Consider the following 17,618-nt stretch of genomic DNA (forward strand, 5'->3'; position numbering starts at 1 on the left):
AGATATGAATGCTTTTATTTATATTCCGTGGCTATTATGGCAGCTGGTGCTGGCCACTTCGGTGGTGATTTGGGATACCCTGACTGGAAGTAAAAAGGTAGATCCCTGCGTGGTCTATTATCCGTTGCGGGTCACGAAGGACTGGGAAATTACGGCCTTTGCCTGCTCCATCACGATCACTCCCGCAACGATGAGTATCACGCTAATCGACGAAGATCCCGACCAAGTAACCGGCCCCCGTCACCTCATGGTGCACGCCGTTTATGGCTCGGATCCTCGCGCCGTTTTGCGCGATCTCGCTCATATGGAGGAGAAGCTGTCACCGAAGGTGAAGAATCTTCCCCTCGATCTTGAATCCGCCGAGGTGGAATATCCCGCCCCCGTCCCCGTAAAGCAGGTGTAACTCACCGATGTTTTTCTATCTCGCTGTTGCTTCCTCCGTCCTTATGATTCTTTCCATCATGGTTGCGCTGGTGGCTATGTTGAGCACCGCCAACGAGTTCTCTCGCGCGGTGATCTCCGATGTGGTCTTCTATGGAATGATCGGGCTTTACTTGGTGTGGACGATGTTCCATGACACCCAGATCGCCTATGAAGTAGTAATGCTGGCCGCCCTTGCTGGCGGTGTTCTCCCCACGATGTCTGTGGCTCGTATTATCGCAAAGGGGCGTCGTTAAACCATGATTATTGAAACTATTGCCGGCATCTTGGTGCTCATCTCAGGGCTCTTAATGTTTATCACTGCCGTTGCTCTCTGGCGCAAGCGCTACGACCCCATGACTGCTGCCAACCTTTTTTCCACTGGAATTAATATTGGTCTCCCGCTCTTGATCATTGCGAAACTGTTGGTGAATTTCTACCGTGAAGGTTTTGTTTTCGGCGATCTTGTCCGTGGGATCCTAGCTATTATTGCCATCCTAGTTGTGGTGGCGGTGGGCTCCTTCATTATGGGCCGTAGCTTATATCAAACTGCCACCGAAGATTCATAGTAATCGTCCACCATGACCCGCCTCAGCTATATGGGGCGGGTTTTTCTTGTCATCCCTTAATCATACGGGAGCTGACAATCCGCCACACAGGATCGCAAGGGGAAGCAACTATGGAGAGACTCTCATCCTGGCGACTACCTTCTGATTATGCGGGCATTTTTCTGTTATTACCACTAGGTTTATACGCAGCTTGCGTAGCAATTTGGCCTACCGATCTCCGCATGAGGCCCTGATCCCCCCCCCGTTACCTTAGGGAGTCGCTGCCGTTCCTATCCGCTTAAGCGACGGAAGAAAACCTCTCGAGGCTTTTGACACCCTCTCCCTTATGGTGGAGCTTAGGGCCGACGATCCAGCGCGTCTGATATACCGGCTCCTTTTATCTCCAGCATCACGGTGCCCTCACGGCCTAGCGCGTCTACACCCTCAACGTCTGGGACTATCCAAGAATACTCACAAATCTGAAAGCAGGGTTCTTTTATGGCTGCGGCGCTTATCCTTTATTTGTATTGCATACAACCTTCTTTTCAGTGATGCTCACCAAATACGTCCACTACGGGTCCGCCCTCTTTCGGCCTTTCACTTCTGCTTGTTTCATGTAAAAGTGAAGGGCACTAATTCTCTCTATGGAACAGGCTGAAATCCTCAAATATTCTTCGCCTACCAGAATTAAATAATAGGTCTACCCTCCTCCTGTATAGCACGACGCAGACTCATTCTTTACGTATCCTCATCAGACTTGTGGAATACCAGGGGTGCAGAGCTTTTCGTGCCAAGCTGCGTTCTACGACTCCTCTACTTTTCTACGATCTCGTGAGAATAGCAGCTTCTACTGTTATTAAGTGTCCTCTCTCTCGGCATCTAATAGCCCACCTGCCACAGTGTTAGAATTAATATTATGACCACCCCAGCTCCCACCGATGAGGAGATTACCGATCTCGCTCTGCAAGCTGGCCGGGGAGATCGGGAAGCGCTAAATTCCTTTATCAAAGCCACCCAAGGCGATATTTGGGAACTCCTCGCGCATCTGGGAGGCCGAGAAAACGCCGATGATCTCACCCAAGAGACCTATCTTCGAGTAATGGGGGCGCTACCCCGCTTTGCAGCTAGGTCCTCAGCTCGGACGTGGTTACTTTCCCTGGCTAGGCGGGTGTGGATCGATAGTATTCGGCATGAGACTTCACGGCCCATATCTGCAGATACCAGCCCTGAGCATGTCCACCCTAGACCTCCTAGTGATTGGTCAGAGTGGGTTGATACCCGTCTTCTTATAGAACAACTGCCAGCTGAGCGCAGGGAGGCGCTCATACTTACCCAAGTCTTGGGCTATTCCTATGAAGAGGCAGCTCATATTACCGGCGTACGCATTGGCACCATCCGTTCTCGGGTGGCTCGAGCACGCGCGGATATGATTCAAGCAGCTGGTCGGGGGTGCGTAAAGGAGTGGGGAACATAGACGAAAACCGGTGCGCACCACAAGCTACGCACCGGTTGTGATCTTGAGCGATTATTTCACTGGTTACTTCAGCGATTATTTCTTGGTAGCGAAGAGCTCGCGTACTCGCTTACCTAATTGCGGATCTACTTGCTCCCAGTACCAGTAGCAGCGCTTTTCAGTCTCAGCAGAGACTCCCACCATGGCATTGGTGATATTATCTGCTAACCGCTCCTTAGCGTTATCGTCCATGACATCGCGGTATAACGTGCGCGCCTGGATAAAATCATCGTCGTCTTTATGGGCCACGTAGGCGGCACGAACCAGATCTGTGCCATGAGGATCAGGGTTGATAAAGAGATCCTCTGCCTGGCCTAAGCTCTCACCACTTGCCGAGGTTTTTCCATCATCGAGATAGCCTGCGCCCTTATCGAAACGGTTGGGACTATACACTGGGGCTCCAGCAGGGTTGAACTGATATTCCATCGGACCCTGGTGGGTGTAGGTATTAACAGGCTTAAGGGGCTGGTTCACCGGAAGTTGACGGTAATTTGGTCCAATGCGATAGCGCTGGGCATCAGCATAAGCAAAAGCACGGGCCATCAGCATCCGATCAGGGCTTAAGCCAATACCTGGAACGAGGTTGCCTGGATCGAGAGCAAGTTGCTCAATCTGGGCAAAGTAGTTCTGGGGATTCTTATTCAGCACGAAATAGCCGACATCGATCAGCGGATAATCCTTATGCGACCACACCTTAGTGAGATCGAAGGGGTTGAAACGGTAGGTCTCCGCATCTTCGAAGGGCATAATCTGCACCTTGACATCCCAGATCGGGTAGTCGCCGCGATCGATCGCTTGGAAGAGATCCTCGCGGTGGAGATCGGGATCGGTTCCCGCCTTCTCGGTGGCCTCAGCATCGGTGAAGGTCTGCCAGCCTTGACGAGTTTTGAAGTGGTATTTCACCCACACTGGGGTGCCCTCATCGTTGATCCACTGGAAGGTATGAGAACCAAAACCGTCCTGGTGGCGGGTGGAGGTTGGAGTACCGCGATCACCCATAAGATAGGTGACTTGGTGAGCCGATTCTGGGGTGCGAGTCCAGAAATCCCACTGTGCATCTGGGGAACGCAGACCATCTGCGGTCATGCGCTTCTGGGAGTGAATAAAATCAGGGAATTTAATGCCGTCACGGATAAAGAAAACGGGGGTGTTATTGCCTACGATATCGTAGTTGCCGTCTTCGGTATAGAAGCGCAAGGCGAAGCCGTGGACATCACGCCAGGTATCGGGAGAACCTTGTTCACCGGCGACGGTGGAGAAACGACCCACCATGGGAGTGACGGTTCCAGGCTGGAAGAGCTTGGCTTTCGTGTACTGAGACACGTCGTGGGTGATATGGAGTTCACCGAAAGCTCCGTGACCTTTGGCGTGGGGGTTGCGCTCTGGAACGCGCTCACGGTTGAAGTGGGCGAGCTTTTCAATAAGGTGATAGTCGTTGAGCACGCTGGCCCCTTGTGGGCCTTGGGTAATGGAAGCGTTTTCGGAAGCAACGGGGCGTCCACCCAGTTGGGTAGTAGGTCCGGTTGGTTCTGGGCGCTTGCCCTTGCCGAGGATATCGTCGGTAGTCACATGAACTCCTTTATAAGAAACTGTGAGCCTTTTCTAAGTGTAATCTTCAGCCCCAAGATACATTAAAAAGAAAATCCTTGCAAGGAAATCTCTTTTAATAGAGAATCGCTATTTTCGCAGTTAGCTTAGGCTTTCTTCACGCCCAGAATAGCGAAAACCCCACTCCCTCCATCGAGGAAATGGGGCTTATTCGGCAGTTTCTAGCGGATCCTAACCAACCAGCAGCTCTGCAATTTGGACGGTGTTCAGAGCCGCACCCTTACGCAAATTATCACCAGAGACCACAAAGATCAGACCCCTATTATCCGCTACCGTCTGATCTTGGCGGATGCGGCCTACTAAGGAATCATCCTTTCCAGCAGCCGCCAGAGGAGTCGGCACATCCACCACAGCCACGCCAGGGGCGTCCTCCAGGAGAGCCTTAGCCTCGCCCGGGGTGATGGGCTTTTCAAATTCCGCATGAACGGTCATGGTGTGACCGGTGAATACCGGAACCCGCACGCAGGTACCAGACACCAAGAGATCGGGTAGTCCTAAGATCTTGCGCGACTCATTGCGTAATTTCTGTTCCTCATCAGTTTCGAAAGAGCCATCGTCGACAAGATTGCCAGCAAGGGGAACCACATTATAAGCAATCGGGGCCATATAAGGGCCCAGTTCCTCGAGATCGGTGGCGGATCCATCATGAACCAAATCGCGGGCCTTTTCCCCCACTTTTTCCACCTGCTGTACTAGAGTTTCCACCCCGGCCAGACCAGAGCCAGAGACCGCTTGATAGGAAGAAACGTGCATTTTCTGCAACTGAGCAGCATCGCTGAGTGCCTTGAGCACGGGAATGATCGCCATAGTGGTGCAATTGGGATTGGCGATAATCCCCTTGGGCAGATTCTGCGTTTCCTGCGGGTTGGCCTCGCTCACAATAAGGGGAACCTCAGGATCTTTGCGCCATGCTGAGGAGTTATCTACTACCTTGACGCCTGCAGAGGCGAACATAGGGGCAAATTTCAGCGACGTCGATCCACCAGCCGAGAAGAGGGCGATATCGATATCGCTCAATTTCTCGGGAGTGACCTCAGCGAGGTTCTCCACCACAATATCCTCTCCGCGAAATTTTAAGGTCGTTCCCGCGGATCGCTCTGAAGCGAAGAACCGCACCTTCTCGGCGGGGAAATTCCGCTCTTCTAAGAGAGCGCGCATAACGCGCCCAACTTGGCCGGTCGCTCCAACTACTGCAATGGTGGTCATCATTATCTTTCTCCTCCCTCGATCTACCTGAGCGTTGCAGCTTGTGGTCTATTCACGAGGATTATCGTATTCGACATGGTCGGTTTGGTCGTGGGGGTTAACGGCCGGTACCAGCATAAACGGTGGCAACTTCTCCACCGCCCAATTCGAAGGCTGCGTGCAGTGCCTTTACTGCAGCAGGCACATCCTGCTCACGCAACAATACCGAAATACGAATTTCGGAGGTAGAGATCAGCTCGATGTTAATGCCCGCATCGCGCAGCGCCTCGCAATATGTGGCCGTAACCCCAGGGTGGGACTTCATTCCCGCACCCACCAGGGATACTTTGCCAATTTGGTCATCGTAGAGCACATTTTGGCAGGTTCCACTGCCTTGGAGTTTAAAGAGTAATTCCATGGCTCGAGGCCCATCGGCACGCGGGCAGGTGAAGGTGATATCGGTGCGATTATCCTCGAGGGAGGAGATATTCTGAATCACCATATCGATATTAATTTCAGCGTCGGCAAGCACGCGGAAGATCTTGGCAGCCTCACCAGGGTTATCGGGGATGCCGAGAACTGAGATCTTGGCTTCGGAACTATCGGTGGCAACGCCCACCAGCACTGCTTCTTCCACAGGAATATCCTCCATAGAGCCCGTCACTAAAGTGCCAGGATCATTGCTATACGACGAACGAACACGAATCGGAACATTAAAAGCGCGCGCATACTCCACGCTACGCAAGACCAAGATCTTCGAACCAGAGGCGGCCAGCTCCAGCATTTCTTCGAAACTTAAAGTTTCCAACTTCTGCGCATCGGGAACAATACGGGGGTCTGCGGTATATACCCCATCAACATCGGAGTAAATTTCGCAGACATCAGCATTGAGCGCCGCCGCGAGCGCAACCGCTGTGGTATCCGAACCGCCGCGACCAAGCGTGGTCACATCGCGCGTCTCGCGGTTAACCCCCTGGAAGCCCGCCACGAGGCAGATCTGTCCCGCATCCAAAGCATCGCGCACTCGGCCTGGAGTGACGTCAACAATGCGGGCATTGCCGTGGCGTTCGGTGGTTAATACTCCCGCTTGAGAGCCAGTAAAAGATTGTGCCTGGGCCCCAAAGGAAGCGATAGCCATAGCCACAAGGGAATTGGAAATACGTTCCCCGGCCGTGAGTAACATATCCATTTCGCGAGCCGGCGGGACAGGGTTAATTTGAGCGGCTAGATCGAGTAATTCATCGGTGGTATCGCCCATCGCTGAGCAAACGACAACCACATCGTGACCCTGTTTCTTCGTGGCCACGATCCTTTCGGCCACTCGCCGGATCCGCTCCGCCGTTTCCAGCGACGATCCCCCATATTTTTGTACGATTAACGCCACGGGCTGAAGCCCTTCCTGAAGCCCGTGGAAGAGATACTCTCCTCTTGTAGATATCTCCTTTGTCAGCTGCGCCGTGAGGGTCTCCCACTGCCACAACCTCTCAAGAGAGATGGTGTCATCATATCCAAGAAGAGAAAATTCGCGGGCTTCCTCGACTCATTTCTTTCGGATTATCGGTTTCTAAGCATACTAGCGTGTCCGCCGTTGCGATAGCTATTTTCTTTTAACGCAGCGCTAATCTAAATGGTGATGAATAATAATATCCTCGCGGTCTTCTTCGCGGCACTCGCAGCCCTCATCATTGCGTGGGGCACCGTGGTTCGGCACAATATCGCCGAGCGCGCCCCGGCCGACGGTACCCTGCAAGGCTCGCCGGTGATAACTGCTATTAAACGCCCCCTCTGGTGGTTCGCCTGTGGCACCGCTTTCGCAGGATATTCCTTCCAAGTTGTCGCACTCAGTTACGGCTCCTTGCTCATCGTCCAACCCATCCTGGCACTCTCACTCATGTTCACCATGCCCATGACTGCCTACTATCACAAACGCCCCTTATACGCCGACGAAATTGGATGGGCAGCTGTCCTTACTATTGCGGTAGCTGTACTCGTCATTTTGGGCAACCCCGAACCAGGTGATCCCAGACCCGTAGCGTGGGTGTGGGCACTAGCGCTCAGCCTCGGCATCATTGTTTCCCTCACCATTGACCGCGCCACGCGGCACGCCCCCCGCAATATTCGCGGGCTCTTTCTGGGAGTGATTGTAGGCATTATCTACGGATTTATTGCCGTTCTCTCTAAAGCTACTGTCGATGTCTACCAGCACGAGGGATCGAGCGGACTGCTAACCCACTGGGTTTTCTGGTTCTTAATTCTCGGCAGCATTATTGGCACAATAGTCCAGCAATATGCCTTCAATACCGGTGCTTTGAAACTCTCGCTCCCCGCCATGACCACAGTGGAACCAATCATCGCCTTTATCTTAAGCTATGTCATTCTGGGGGAGCAGTTCCACGTCCACGGATTCAATTGGATTATCATGGCGCTCGCCCTCATCGCGATGGTCACCTCCACCTTCGCACTCTCGGCGCGGGGCAATACCTAAATACCCCTCACACAGCCCAGACCTACACGGCTTAGATACGCATGGCTTGCATGAATTGGCCCACCATTAAATAGCCCAGGGGAAAACCTCCAGCATATAGCTAGAAAAAGCTACACCCGCGAGGACCCATAGGCTCAGTAGACTGAGCGATACCGCTGGTGAAAGCTTCTGCTCTGCACGAATAACTAGCGGAATAAAAAGCAGCAGCGCGGGTAGGAGCAAACGGGGACGAGAATGCATGATGCCATCTGAGAGAACCACATTAAAGACCAACGCAGTGGAGAAAAGCCACACCGGCCACGGGGCTCGTCTGAACCCATAGATCACCGCAATCAGGGCACCGACAATACTGATGACGGACAGAATATAGCCTAAATTATGGTCACTGATGATCACCTTCCCTACCCATGTCAGCGTGGCGTGGCCGAAGTCGAAGGCTGAATTCCACCCCTTCTTCTGCAAGCCGAAATAGCCACCTATATCGTGGGTATACGACGAGGCCCAGCTGATATACCCCACCAATGGCAGCGCCGATATACCTACCGCTATCCAGGCACGCACAGAGCTACGAGCCTGGATAAGCACTACGATGATCAAAGCGGCCACAGCATCAATGCTCGTGAGCCTAAAGCAGCCCGCAACGGCAATAAGAAGCCCACCTGCAAGATAATCTCTGCGGTTGAGAAAAATGAGGGCCCAGATAATCGCCGCGAGAAAAGGAGCTTCGGTATAAACCATATGGAAAGTCACGGACATGGGGGCACCAAGAAAGAAAATGGCCACCCACCTGGCGCTGCGCGATGTTGCTCCCATAGCCGTGGCAAGTGTGATGAGCCCAGCGCTGAGAATCACGGTGGCAATAAATGTAATACTCAACCCAATGGTCACTACGCCTAATCCCGTTATCTCGCTTCCCCAGCGCATCAATAAGGGCAGGCCGGGGAAGAAAGCAAGACGAGTCTCATAGATCTGAGGGTCAGCCTCCCCCATGTGAGTGGCGGCGAAATAGCCATACCGAGCGATATCCATATAGTGCCGAGCATCCCAATCAATGCGATGCATCGCAGTGGAGTCGAAGGCTTTCAGGAATGCGAAAAGTGCCGAGTACCCCTGTTTGAGGCTGTGAGCCCACGAAAAGATCCACATGCTACTGAGATGTATGACAAGTGCCATCGCACTCAGGACAGTGGCGGGAAGCCACAAAGTTTTTATCCGCGGTGGGATGCGCACCATATTCTTTCCTTGGGGTCGGGCTATAAGCAAGAGGCTCGGAAGGCTCATCAGTAAAGAACTGTAGCCTATCCATCTGATATCACCACGCCATCGGTTGCGCCTGACCTCAACCATCTCACTAACCAAGCTGAGAATTACCCTCAGCCCCCTCATGGTTGTCCAATGACTGCCGTCCGATTCCTCCACCATGGCACCGCCACTACCGTGGCCACATAGTCTGTGGTTGATGTGGCCACCACTGGAAGAAATGACGTGCTGGTATAGCGGTGGTCAAGCGGTAGCCGCTAGAATGAGTAGTTGTGAATAAATCTGAGGTGATCGTCGAGGTGGAGCGCCCGAAAAAGCGACGTCATCGTCGGTATTCTCAGAAGAAATCCCAGCCGCGTCCGCAGCCCACTGAGGCCGAGTTAGCAGAACGCGAGCGCAAAAAAGCAGAGCGTGAACGCGAGCGCAATGAACTCATAGCTCGCACACCCTATATAGCGGTGAGCATTCAGACAACAGGGATACACCCTAAAACAGCTCATATCGTCTCTATCGATGCCTTAGTTCTAGATTCCTCTGGCCATATAGCCGAAGAATTCCATGCAGTAGTCAATCCCGGTGGCGATCCAGGTCCTCGCCATTTACATGGTCTAACCGCAGCGGATATTGCAGGGAATAGGCCCTTTTCCGGGGTTCTGAAGACACTCGATAAGCTCATCGATGGCCGCACCTTAATTGTGCACAATGCTCCCTATGTTTGGGGGTTCCTCTACGAAGAGGCTCGGCGCGCTATGGCTCATGCCGCTCGGCGCAACCGTAGCCGCACATCGAAGCGCGGGAAGCGCCGGCAGCGCGTGGGACATATCCCCCGCCCCATCGCTATCGCCGATACCCTTGCTGGGGCACGTCGGAAAGCACTCGTTATTCCTGATCCGCGGCTCCGCGCAGTAGCTCATATTGCAGGTATCGCGAGTTCACCCGCAGCTGCTAGCACCGAACGCGCCCATCTCAATGAGATGACCACGAGCCGTGAATTAACGCACTTAGTCGTCAAGCTTTACCACGCCGGCTATTTTATTCTCCGCGACCCTGCCCACTTGTGTGCGGACGAATTTGGATTGCAGCGCTCCACCATTCGCGTAGACGCCGCTGAGCAACCAGCTGAGATAGAGAACCCGGGTGTTTATACCCCCCATCGTGGGCTCCAAGCTGGAATGGAGTTCTCTGTTGCCCCAGAGACCACGATCGATCCCGATCTCATTATCGAGACTGGTTTGGGTCTAGGCATGAAATATTCCGAGAAGATTACCCGCACCGCCTCGTTCCTCGTGTGTAATCTTCGTGAAGGCTTCAATGGAAAATCGATGCACGCCACCCGCAAAGCTATCCCGCTCCTTGGTGATGAAGAATTTATGCACCTGGCGCACGACGTGCACCGAGCGCAAAACGGAGACTAGGATAAAGCACCATGAAACTACCTCAAGCGTGTGTGCAGGCGCAGACTCTGGTGGCTACGAAAATAGCAGGACTGGCTACCTATTTATCGCGGGCCACAGGGCGCGGCTCCGGGGGCATGATTGGTGGCCTTGTTGCAGAGAAAATCGACCCAGATATTATGCGCCACCTCTCCGGCGAGCGACCTGTGGCTATTATCACCGGCACCAACGGCAAATCCACCACCACGAGGATGTTGGCTACCGCTTTGCGCACCCGGTACCAGGTGGCAACTAATGACGGTGGCGATAATATGGACGCTGGTATTATCTCAGCGCTCCTCGCCGGCACAGCTGCGAGCCATATAGTCCTCGAGGTGGATGAACTCCACGTGCCAAAAGTTGTTGACAGGCTCCAGCCCGAATGTTTGATCGTGCTTAATTTATCGCGAGATCAGCTTGACCGTGTTGGTGAGATCAATAAGGTCGAGCGAGCCTTACGCGAAAGCGTGGCAGCCCACCCTGAGATGACGGTGATAGCCAATTGCGATGATGTTCTGGTTTCTTCGATCGGCCTAGCAGCCCAGCGCGTGGTGTGGGTGTCGGCGGGTAGTAGCTGGCAGGGCGATTCTCTCTCCTGCCCCCGCACTGGTGGTCATATCGTCCACGAAGGTACACACTGGCACGCTGCCAAACCCCTTCCTGACGGCTCCACTTTTAGCCGCCACGAACCGGAGTGGTCGGTAGACCCGCACGCACTCATCTGCCCCGATGGCCATAAATCTTTGCACCTCAGCCTGCCTGGCATGGCTAACCGCGGAAATGCAGCCCAGGCCATCGCCGCCGCTACCACTATTTTTGATATACCCCTCAACGAGGCCATCGCTGCGGTGGAGACAGTCGACGATGTTGCTGGGCGCTACTCCACCATTGATATTGGAAGCCACAAAGTCCATCTTCTTCTCGCTAAGAATCCTGCTGGATGGCAGGAGGCGATGAATATGGTTGATCGCAGCGCCGCTGGGTTGGTGATAGCGGTCAATGGTCAGGTCGCCGATGGAGAAGATCTTTCCTGGCTCTGGGATGTGCGCTTCGAGGACTTTGGAGACGTGGTTGTGAAGGCCTCTGGTGAACGTGGCACCGATCTCGCGGTCCGGCTAACCTATGCCGAGATTGATCACGAGCTCATCCACGATATGCTGCACGCTGTGCAATCATGTCCCCCAGGCCGGGTTGAGGTCCTAGCTAATTACACTGCCTTCCGCGATCTGAAGAAAGCGTTACTCCATGTCTAAACTCAGCATCGGTCTCATTTTGCCTGACGTCCTGGGCACCTACGGCGATAACGGTAATGCCCTGATTGTGCAACAACGCGCCCGGATGCGCGGGATCGACGCCGAAATCGTCAGCATTCACTTGGGGGAGAAAATCCCCGAAAGCCTCGATATTTACTGCCTCGGAGGAGGTGAAGACACCGCCCAGATTCTTGCCGCCGAGCATATCAATAACGATCGCGGCCTCCACCGCGCAGTGGATTCTGGCGCCCAGGTACTCGCCGTGTGTGCCGGCTTCCAAGTTTTAGGTGAAAAATTTCGAGCCGCCGATAAAGAAATAATCGGAGCTGCGCTAATCGACGCCAGCACCACCGCCTTGCCCCAGCGCGCCATCGGCGAGATACGCTCCACGGCCACTATTCCTGGCGTTGATGAGCCACTGACTGGATTCGAAAACCATATGGGTAAGACTGTCCTCGGCCCCGACGCCCGCCCGCTCGCTACTATAAAGCGCGGTGTAGGAAATGATGGCACGGTTGAGGGAGCTATCCAAGGCTCTGTGATCGCTACCTATATGCACGGACCTGTGCTCGCTCGAAACCCACGCCTCGCGGATCTCTTACTGAGCAAAGCTGTGGGATTTGACCTCGAGCCTTTAGATATTCCTGTGGTTGAGCGTCTCCGTAAAGAACGACTCAGCGTTTAAGCTCTAGCCCAACCGTAGTCGGCCCGTCAGTGCCCTCGAGAGGGTGAGCTCGTCAACAAATTCAAGATCTCCCCCCAGCGGCATACCTGAGGCCAGTCGGGAGATAATAAGATCGGGAAAATCCTTCAGCAGTCTGAGCAGATACGCTGCGGTTGCTTCCCCTTCAGTATTGGGGTCGGTGGCTAGGATAACTTCGTGAATTGTTGGGGGTTGCGCTGATTCATCTTTGTCGGGCAAAACCCCACCGATGCGCTGTAGGAGCTCGGTGACGGTCAGGTCCTTAGGCCCAATACTATTGATGGGATCCAGCGAGCCCCCTAGGACATGGTAGCGGCCATTGAATTCACCGGTGCGCTCGAGCACCTGAATATCTTTTGGTTCCTCAACCACACAAATCAGACCGGTGTCGCGGCGCTCACTTGCGCAGATTCGACAGACTTCATCAGCGGAGATATTGCAGCAAATACGGCAAAAACTCACCCCGTCGCGTACCGCACCAAGGGCATTTTGGAGCCTCGTGATATCAGCGGGTTCGACGTGGAGAAGATAAAAGGCAATCCGTTGGGCACTCTTCGGGCCAATACCAGGCAGCCGCGAGAGCTCGTCGATGAGGTCTTGAACCGGTCCTTCAAACATAACTACGTCAGTCTAACGCACCCGCCCCTTGAGCAAGGAACGGGTGCGTTGATCTGGTGTCTTAGAAGAGGCCACCCATGCCATCAAGGCCCTGGTTAAGTGGGCCCATCTTCTCCTCAGCAATGGTGGCGAGCTTGGTATGCGCGTTATTAAAAGCACCGATGATCAGATCTTGCAGTGTATCAATATCGTCGGCATCGACGACCTCGGGATTGATCTCCAGAGCCTTGAGCTTGCCGGTGCCGTCGATGGTGGCCTTAACCAGGCCATTGCCAGCATCACCCTCAACGACCGAGGCGAGGATTTCCTCCTGCGCAGCCTGCAATTTGGATTGCATAGCCTGAGCGTGGGCGAGCAGTTGTGACATATCGGGTTGACCCATGATAACTAACCTTTCGTACGTTCTCTTATAGAAATTTTATCCTACCCGTTATACCGGTTTAGCGCCGAGTTCCTGGGCGAGAAGATCCATGGCATACGCCAATGCGCTGCGATGGTCATGGCTACCTGGTTCACTCGCCGCTTCATCCATAAGTGCCGATTCCTCGTCACCGGATTCGGCATCGATGTCCTCGGGAGCGTCTGCGAGCACGTCCGTGTCTGTGTCTGTGTCTGTGTCTGTATCCGCGTGCGCGTGAGTGTGCGAGTCTGGGGATACGCTCTCAGGCTGTAGTGGATCTACATTCTCACCCAGATAGTCCTCCGGTTCGCCACCGAGTGCGGCTGGTTCCCCCCACGGATCTTCTTCTGGTTCCGGGGGAAGGGGGATATCATCCTCCGCTGGTGGGTGGATATCCTCACTCGATGGACGGGTATCTTTTGCTGGTGGTTGAGTGTCCTCGTTCGGCAGCGGAGTGTCTTTAGCCGGTGGTTTAACCTCCTCAGCGGACTCTTCTGTAGGTGTCCACACCGGCGCAGCCTTGCGAGTTGGGTGGCTAAACCCTAGTTCTTTTGGGTCAATCGCCACCTCGCACTTGATTGTGAGCTCCAGTCCAGTCTGTTTTTTGACAGCCTGCTTGAGAGCAGTGGCGTGAACACCAGCATTGAGGCGATTAGCTAATGCTCCGGTGGTGTGTCCGAGGATGAGCTGACCATCTCGGACCCCCATAGGATAGGCCTCCGTGAGCAAGATTCCGAGCACCTGGCTATCTGCTGCGGCGAGGGAGCGAATTGTCTGCCACTGCGCAGAGATTTTTTCATACTGCGCCTCATAATCGGGCGATGGCGCTGGCTGTGCGGGTTCGGGTATGACTTCTGGCGGTGCGGCTGGGGCGGATTCGTGCGGAGTATGTGCGCCCTCGCGGGTCGCCGCTGGCGTAGAGTCTTCTGGTTTTAGCGCCGGATTCTTGGCCGCTATAGGGGCCGGATCTTTTTTCGCAACGGGCGCTGCTGGAGCACCAGCACGGCGTCGATACCGCGGAATATCATCGTTAATCTCCGCAGGTGGCTGCATATTGACTAACATCTTGGCGCACAGGATTTCCAGCAATAATCGCGGACTGGTGGCACCTTTGATGGAACTCAGACCGTCGTTGAAGATACCCGCTATCTGCGGCAGTATGCGCTTATCAAAGGCTTCAGCTTGATCAAGAAGGGTCTGACCGCGATCGGTAGGGGCATCGACCAGCCCTGATTCCACGGCTTGAGGCACAGCCTGGATAACGATCAGATCTCGCAGGCGATCAAGTAAGTCTTCGGCAAAGCGGCGCGGTGAGAGACCAGCTTCGATGATGGTATCGACGGTGCGAAATAGTTGGGCACTATCATGATTGGCTAAGGCTTCGATGGAGCTATCGATTAAGGCTTCATCGGTAGCGCCGAGCACCAAGCGTGCCTGTTCATAGGTCAGCCCCTCGGGGCCGGCGCCTGCGAAAAGTTGATCGAGAACCGAAAGAGTATCGCGCGGCGAACCGCCACCCTGTCGTATCACCAACGGGTAGACGGAGTCTTCCACCGTCATCCCCTCGGCCGCTGCGGTGCGCTCTAAGAGAGTGCGCATCGCCTGGGGGCTTAAGAGGCGGAATGGATAGTGGTGGGTACGCGAACGGATTGTGGAAATGACCTTCTCCGGTTCGGTGGTGGCGAAGATAAAAATGAGGTGCTCGGGTGGTTCCTCCACGATCTTAAGCAGGGCATTCGATCCCTGCCTGGTAACCATATGCGCTTCGTCGATAATAAAAATACGGTACCGTGACTCCGCAGGAGCATACATGGCGCGATCTCTGAGCTCACGCATATCGTCGACGCTGTTATTACTAGCGGCATCCAGCTCGGTCACATCGAGAGTCCCGGACCCATTGGGGGCCAGTGCTACACATGAGGGGCATACTCCGCAGGGATGAGACGTTGGACCCTTTACACAGTTAAGACTGCGCGCCATAATGCGCGCCGAGGACGTCTTACCGCAGCCCCTTGGCCCCGAGAAGAGATAGGCGTGGTTAATGCGACCATTATCAAGCGCCCGTGATAACGGGATGGTTACTTGATCCTGGCCCAGTAATTCACCGAAAGAACCCGGACGGTATTTACGATATAAAGCCACAGCTTTAAGCCTACCGCACTACCTCGACCAGCTAAGAAGATTCACCCCAGCATGAAGCATGCGCTGCTGCAAGGCCGCAATACCCTCTTCTTTGGCTATCTTTAACTCCGCAGAGTTGATCAGGATTAGTTGCAGCATCAGGGTTGTAACCTCTCCGGTGTGCAGCATGGGAACCTTCTCACCCCATACCGAGGGGGAGATGAGAAGACCGTGCTGCACACTAAACTCCGGGCGATTGAGAATACCGGGCACGATGGTACCTGGGTGAGCGGGAATCGCGCCGCGAGAATCAAGAAGTAATTTCGCTGCCGCATCGACCACAGGCAACATATCGGTGGGCTGATGCACACTTATACTGAAAATCTCGCAGCGGATATCTCGGCCGTCAGCCTGCAAAAACTGATCATGCTCGTGGAGGTCGAGCGTGCTCACTATATGCTGCTCCCCCATGGATCCACTCGCGAGACTCAGGTGTGTAACATCGGAGGTTACATAACTGAGCGGAGTGGGAAAGAGCTGACTGATCCACGCTATCGATTCATCAAGATTAAACACGATCGAGCGCTGCTTGAGCCTTTTCCGCGGCGGCGAGCAATACACAGGTAGCCACGCCGTCCATGGCTACCTCGAGTTCGGCTACGGGTGGCAGTGAGGGGGCGAGACGTATATTGCGGTCATCCGGGTCGTGCTTGAGGGGGAAGGAAGAACCTGCCGCGGTGAGCGCTATGCCGGCTTCTTTGGCGAGCTCCACCACGCGCGCTGCGGTGCCGTCAATGACGTCGAGGGAAATAAAGTAGCCGCCTTGAGGGGTCGTCCAGGAAGCCACGTGGTAATCACCCAGACGCGAGGAGAGAATTTCGAGAACTTTCTCAAATTTCGGGCTGAGCGATGCTGCATGCTTGTGCATATGCTCGCGCACTCCATGGGCATCGTGGAAGAAATAGGTATGGGCCAGCTGGTTGATTTTATTGGGGCCGATTCCGCGCACATTGGCGATCTCGCCGTACCATTTCAGATTATCTTCAGACGAGGCAAAGAAGGAGACACCAGAACCCGCGTGGGTGATCTTCGAGGTTGAGCTTACATACCAGAAGCGGTTTGGGTTTCCTGCCTGCGCTGCCAAGGTTAGGACATCTGGATTCTCTGGGAATTGATCAGTGAGAGTGTGGACCGCATAAGCGTTATCCCACATGATTCTAAAGTCCTTAGCAGCGGTATCCATTGCCGCTAACTCGGCACAGACCTCTTTGCTAAAGCTAATGCCGGTGGGATTACCGAAAATCGGAACTGTCCACATGCCCTTGACGGCGGGATCTTTGACGAGTTCCTTGACAATATCCATATCTGGGCCGTGCTCCGTCATGGGAACTGGAATCATATCGAAGCCAAATTTCTCCGTGATGGTGAAGTGACGATCATAGCCAGGTACCGGGCACAGCCACTTGATAGTATCTTCCTCACACCACGGGCGGGGAGAATCCTGAGTACCGAAGGCATAGGCCCATGAGATGAGGTCAAATTCGATATTGAGACTCGAGGCGTCGCCGGCGATAATATTGCGTGGATCCACCCCGAGGACCTCGGCCCAGAGTGCGCGGATATCATCGATGCCATATAAGCCACCATAATTTCGGCAATCAGTGCCATCATTGGCGTGGTAGTTAGCACCGGGAAGTGAAAGCAGCTCGTTGGAAAAATCTAATTGTTCTTGAGATGGTTTTCCGCGGGTGAGGTCGAGGGCCAGGTGACGCCCTTTGAGTTTGTCGTACTCCGCTTGGAATTCTTTCAAGGAAGAGACGAGACGATCAGCATTGTCATTGATCAAGGGCATGTGCAGCACCTTCCACAGATTGGCATTTACTTCCAATTACGAACAGTAATGCCTCTGAAGAGGAAAATAAAGGGGACTCCGTACACCCGCCAGAGCCCACTGACCCTTGCTGCATTCCTGCCCTGGGGGAGTTCATGGGATAAACGCCATACGAAGTCCTAGAACTAACTCTAACCGACCCCTTGCCAATTGACCAACTGCATGGCGAGATCACGGCGT

General features: G+C 54.1%; 17 protein-coding genes and 1 other RNA gene. 8 read left to right on the forward strand and 10 right to left on the reverse strand.

Annotated elements, in window-relative coordinates; all coding sequences use genetic code 11:
• Nucleotides 1-4: 4 nt before the first annotated feature.
• From N7326_RS07100 to N7326_RS07115, 4 genes are all read left to right on the forward strand, one after another.
• Entirely contained in the window at nucleotides 5-403 is a 399-nt protein-coding gene (locus N7326_RS07100; protein WP_259079050.1) for a monovalent cation/H+ antiporter subunit E, read from the forward strand.
• Between the two features lie 7 nt (nucleotides 404-410).
• Nucleotides 411-677 (forward strand): cation:proton antiporter, encoded by a 267-nt coding sequence (locus tag N7326_RS07105; protein WP_259079053.1) that lies wholly within the window; start codon nucleotides 411-413, stop codon nucleotides 675-677.
• 3 nt (nucleotides 678-680) lie between these two features.
• On the forward strand, nucleotides 681-989 hold the full coding sequence (locus tag N7326_RS07110; RefSeq protein WP_259158523.1) for a Na+/H+ antiporter subunit G: 309 nt from the start codon (nucleotides 681-683) through the stop codon (nucleotides 987-989).
• Nucleotides 990-1,884: 895 nt separating this feature from the next.
• A complete protein-coding gene (locus N7326_RS07115) occupies nucleotides 1,885-2,442 on the forward strand; it encodes an RNA polymerase sigma factor (RefSeq protein WP_259079057.1) in 558 nt (185 codons plus the stop codon).
• 75 nt (nucleotides 2,443-2,517) lie between these two features.
• Here N7326_RS07115 and N7326_RS07120 read toward each other — a convergent pair whose 3' ends face one another.
• The 3 genes from N7326_RS07120 to N7326_RS07130 form a co-directional block, all read right to left on the reverse strand.
• The gene (locus tag N7326_RS07120; RefSeq protein WP_259079062.1) at nucleotides 2,518-4,050 is read right to left on the reverse strand and encodes a catalase; all 1,533 of its coding nucleotides are present in this window, start codon (nucleotides 4,048-4,050) and stop codon (nucleotides 2,518-2,520) included.
• Nucleotides 4,051-4,260: 210 nt separating this feature from the next.
• On the reverse strand, nucleotides 4,261-5,295 hold the full coding sequence (locus N7326_RS07125; RefSeq protein ID WP_259158627.1) for an aspartate-semialdehyde dehydrogenase: 1,035 nt from the start codon (nucleotides 5,293-5,295) through the stop codon (nucleotides 4,261-4,263).
• Between the two features lie 97 nt (nucleotides 5,296-5,392).
• Nucleotides 5,393-6,658 carry an aspartate kinase gene (locus N7326_RS07130; RefSeq protein ID WP_259079072.1) on the reverse strand — a complete coding sequence of 422 codons (1,266 nt, stop codon included), beginning with the start codon at nucleotides 6,656-6,658 and terminating at the stop codon, nucleotides 5,393-5,395.
• A 249-nt stretch (nucleotides 6,659-6,907) separates the two neighbouring features.
• Here N7326_RS07130 and N7326_RS07135 point away from each other — a divergent pair, with 249 nt between their 5' ends.
• Entirely contained in the window at nucleotides 6,908-7,759 is an 852-nt protein-coding gene (locus N7326_RS07135) for a DMT family transporter (protein WP_259158525.1), read from the forward strand.
• A 66-nt stretch (nucleotides 7,760-7,825) separates the two neighbouring features.
• Here the strand turns inward: N7326_RS07135 and N7326_RS07140 are convergent, their stop codons facing one another.
• A complete protein-coding gene (locus N7326_RS07140; protein ID WP_259158526.1) occupies nucleotides 7,826-8,992 on the reverse strand; it encodes a hypothetical protein in 1,167 nt (388 codons plus the stop codon).
• A gap of 461 nt (nucleotides 8,993-9,453) precedes the next feature.
• On the opposite strand from N7326_RS07140, the gene N7326_RS07145 reads away from it, so the two are divergent.
• From N7326_RS07145 to N7326_RS07155, 3 genes are read left to right on the forward strand one after another with little or no spacing between them, the layout of a single operon-like run.
• Nucleotides 9,454-10,434, forward strand: coding sequence for an exonuclease domain-containing protein (locus N7326_RS07145; protein ID WP_396124766.1), 981 nt, complete (start codon nucleotides 9,454-9,456; stop codon nucleotides 10,432-10,434).
• Between the two features lie 11 nt (nucleotides 10,435-10,445).
• Nucleotides 10,446-11,705, forward strand: a complete 1,260-nt coding sequence (locus N7326_RS07150) for a MurT ligase domain-containing protein (RefSeq protein ID WP_259079085.1) — start codon at nucleotides 10,446-10,448, stop codon at nucleotides 11,703-11,705.
• Nucleotides 11,698-12,390: a type 1 glutamine amidotransferase gene (locus N7326_RS07155; RefSeq protein ID WP_259079087.1), complete on the forward strand. Its 693-nt coding sequence runs from the start codon at nucleotides 11,698-11,700 to the stop codon at nucleotides 12,388-12,390. Before N7326_RS07150 ends, N7326_RS07155 begins: the two co-directional genes overlap by 8 nt.
• A gap of 3 nt (nucleotides 12,391-12,393) precedes the next feature.
• On the opposite strand, the gene recR is transcribed toward N7326_RS07155, so the two are convergent.
• From recR to ffs, 6 genes are all read right to left on the reverse strand, one after another.
• Nucleotides 12,394-13,026 carry a recombination mediator RecR gene (gene recR / locus N7326_RS07160; protein WP_259079095.1) on the reverse strand — a complete coding sequence of 211 codons (633 nt, stop codon included), beginning with the start codon at nucleotides 13,024-13,026 and terminating at the stop codon, nucleotides 12,394-12,396.
• Nucleotides 13,027-13,087: 61 nt separating this feature from the next.
• A complete protein-coding gene (locus N7326_RS07165; RefSeq protein ID WP_259079102.1) occupies nucleotides 13,088-13,408 on the reverse strand; it encodes a YbaB/EbfC family nucleoid-associated protein in 321 nt (106 codons plus the stop codon).
• Between the two features lie 48 nt (nucleotides 13,409-13,456).
• The gene (locus N7326_RS07170; protein WP_259289578.1) at nucleotides 13,457-15,568 is read right to left on the reverse strand and encodes a DNA polymerase III subunit gamma and tau; all 2,112 of its coding nucleotides are present in this window, start codon (nucleotides 15,566-15,568) and stop codon (nucleotides 13,457-13,459) included.
• Between the two features lie 18 nt (nucleotides 15,569-15,586).
• On the reverse strand, nucleotides 15,587-16,123 hold the full coding sequence (locus tag N7326_RS07175) for a suppressor of fused domain protein (protein WP_259079114.1): 537 nt from the start codon (nucleotides 16,121-16,123) through the stop codon (nucleotides 15,587-15,589).
• The gene (locus tag N7326_RS07180) at nucleotides 16,116-17,399 is read right to left on the reverse strand and encodes an aminotransferase (RefSeq protein WP_259079116.1); all 1,284 of its coding nucleotides are present in this window, start codon (nucleotides 17,397-17,399) and stop codon (nucleotides 16,116-16,118) included. The genes N7326_RS07175 and N7326_RS07180 overlap by 8 nt, the downstream gene beginning before the upstream one ends.
• A 66-nt stretch (nucleotides 17,400-17,465) precedes the next feature.
• Nucleotides 17,466-17,562, reverse strand: an RNA gene (ffs, locus tag N7326_RS07185) — signal recognition particle sRNA small type.
• Between the last annotated feature and the right edge of the window lie 56 nt (nucleotides 17,563-17,618).

The organism is Corynebacterium sp. ES2794-CONJ1 (assembly GCF_025660615.1).
In the GTDB taxonomy this organism is placed as follows: Bacteria; Actinomycetota; Actinomycetes; order Mycobacteriales; family Mycobacteriaceae; genus Corynebacterium.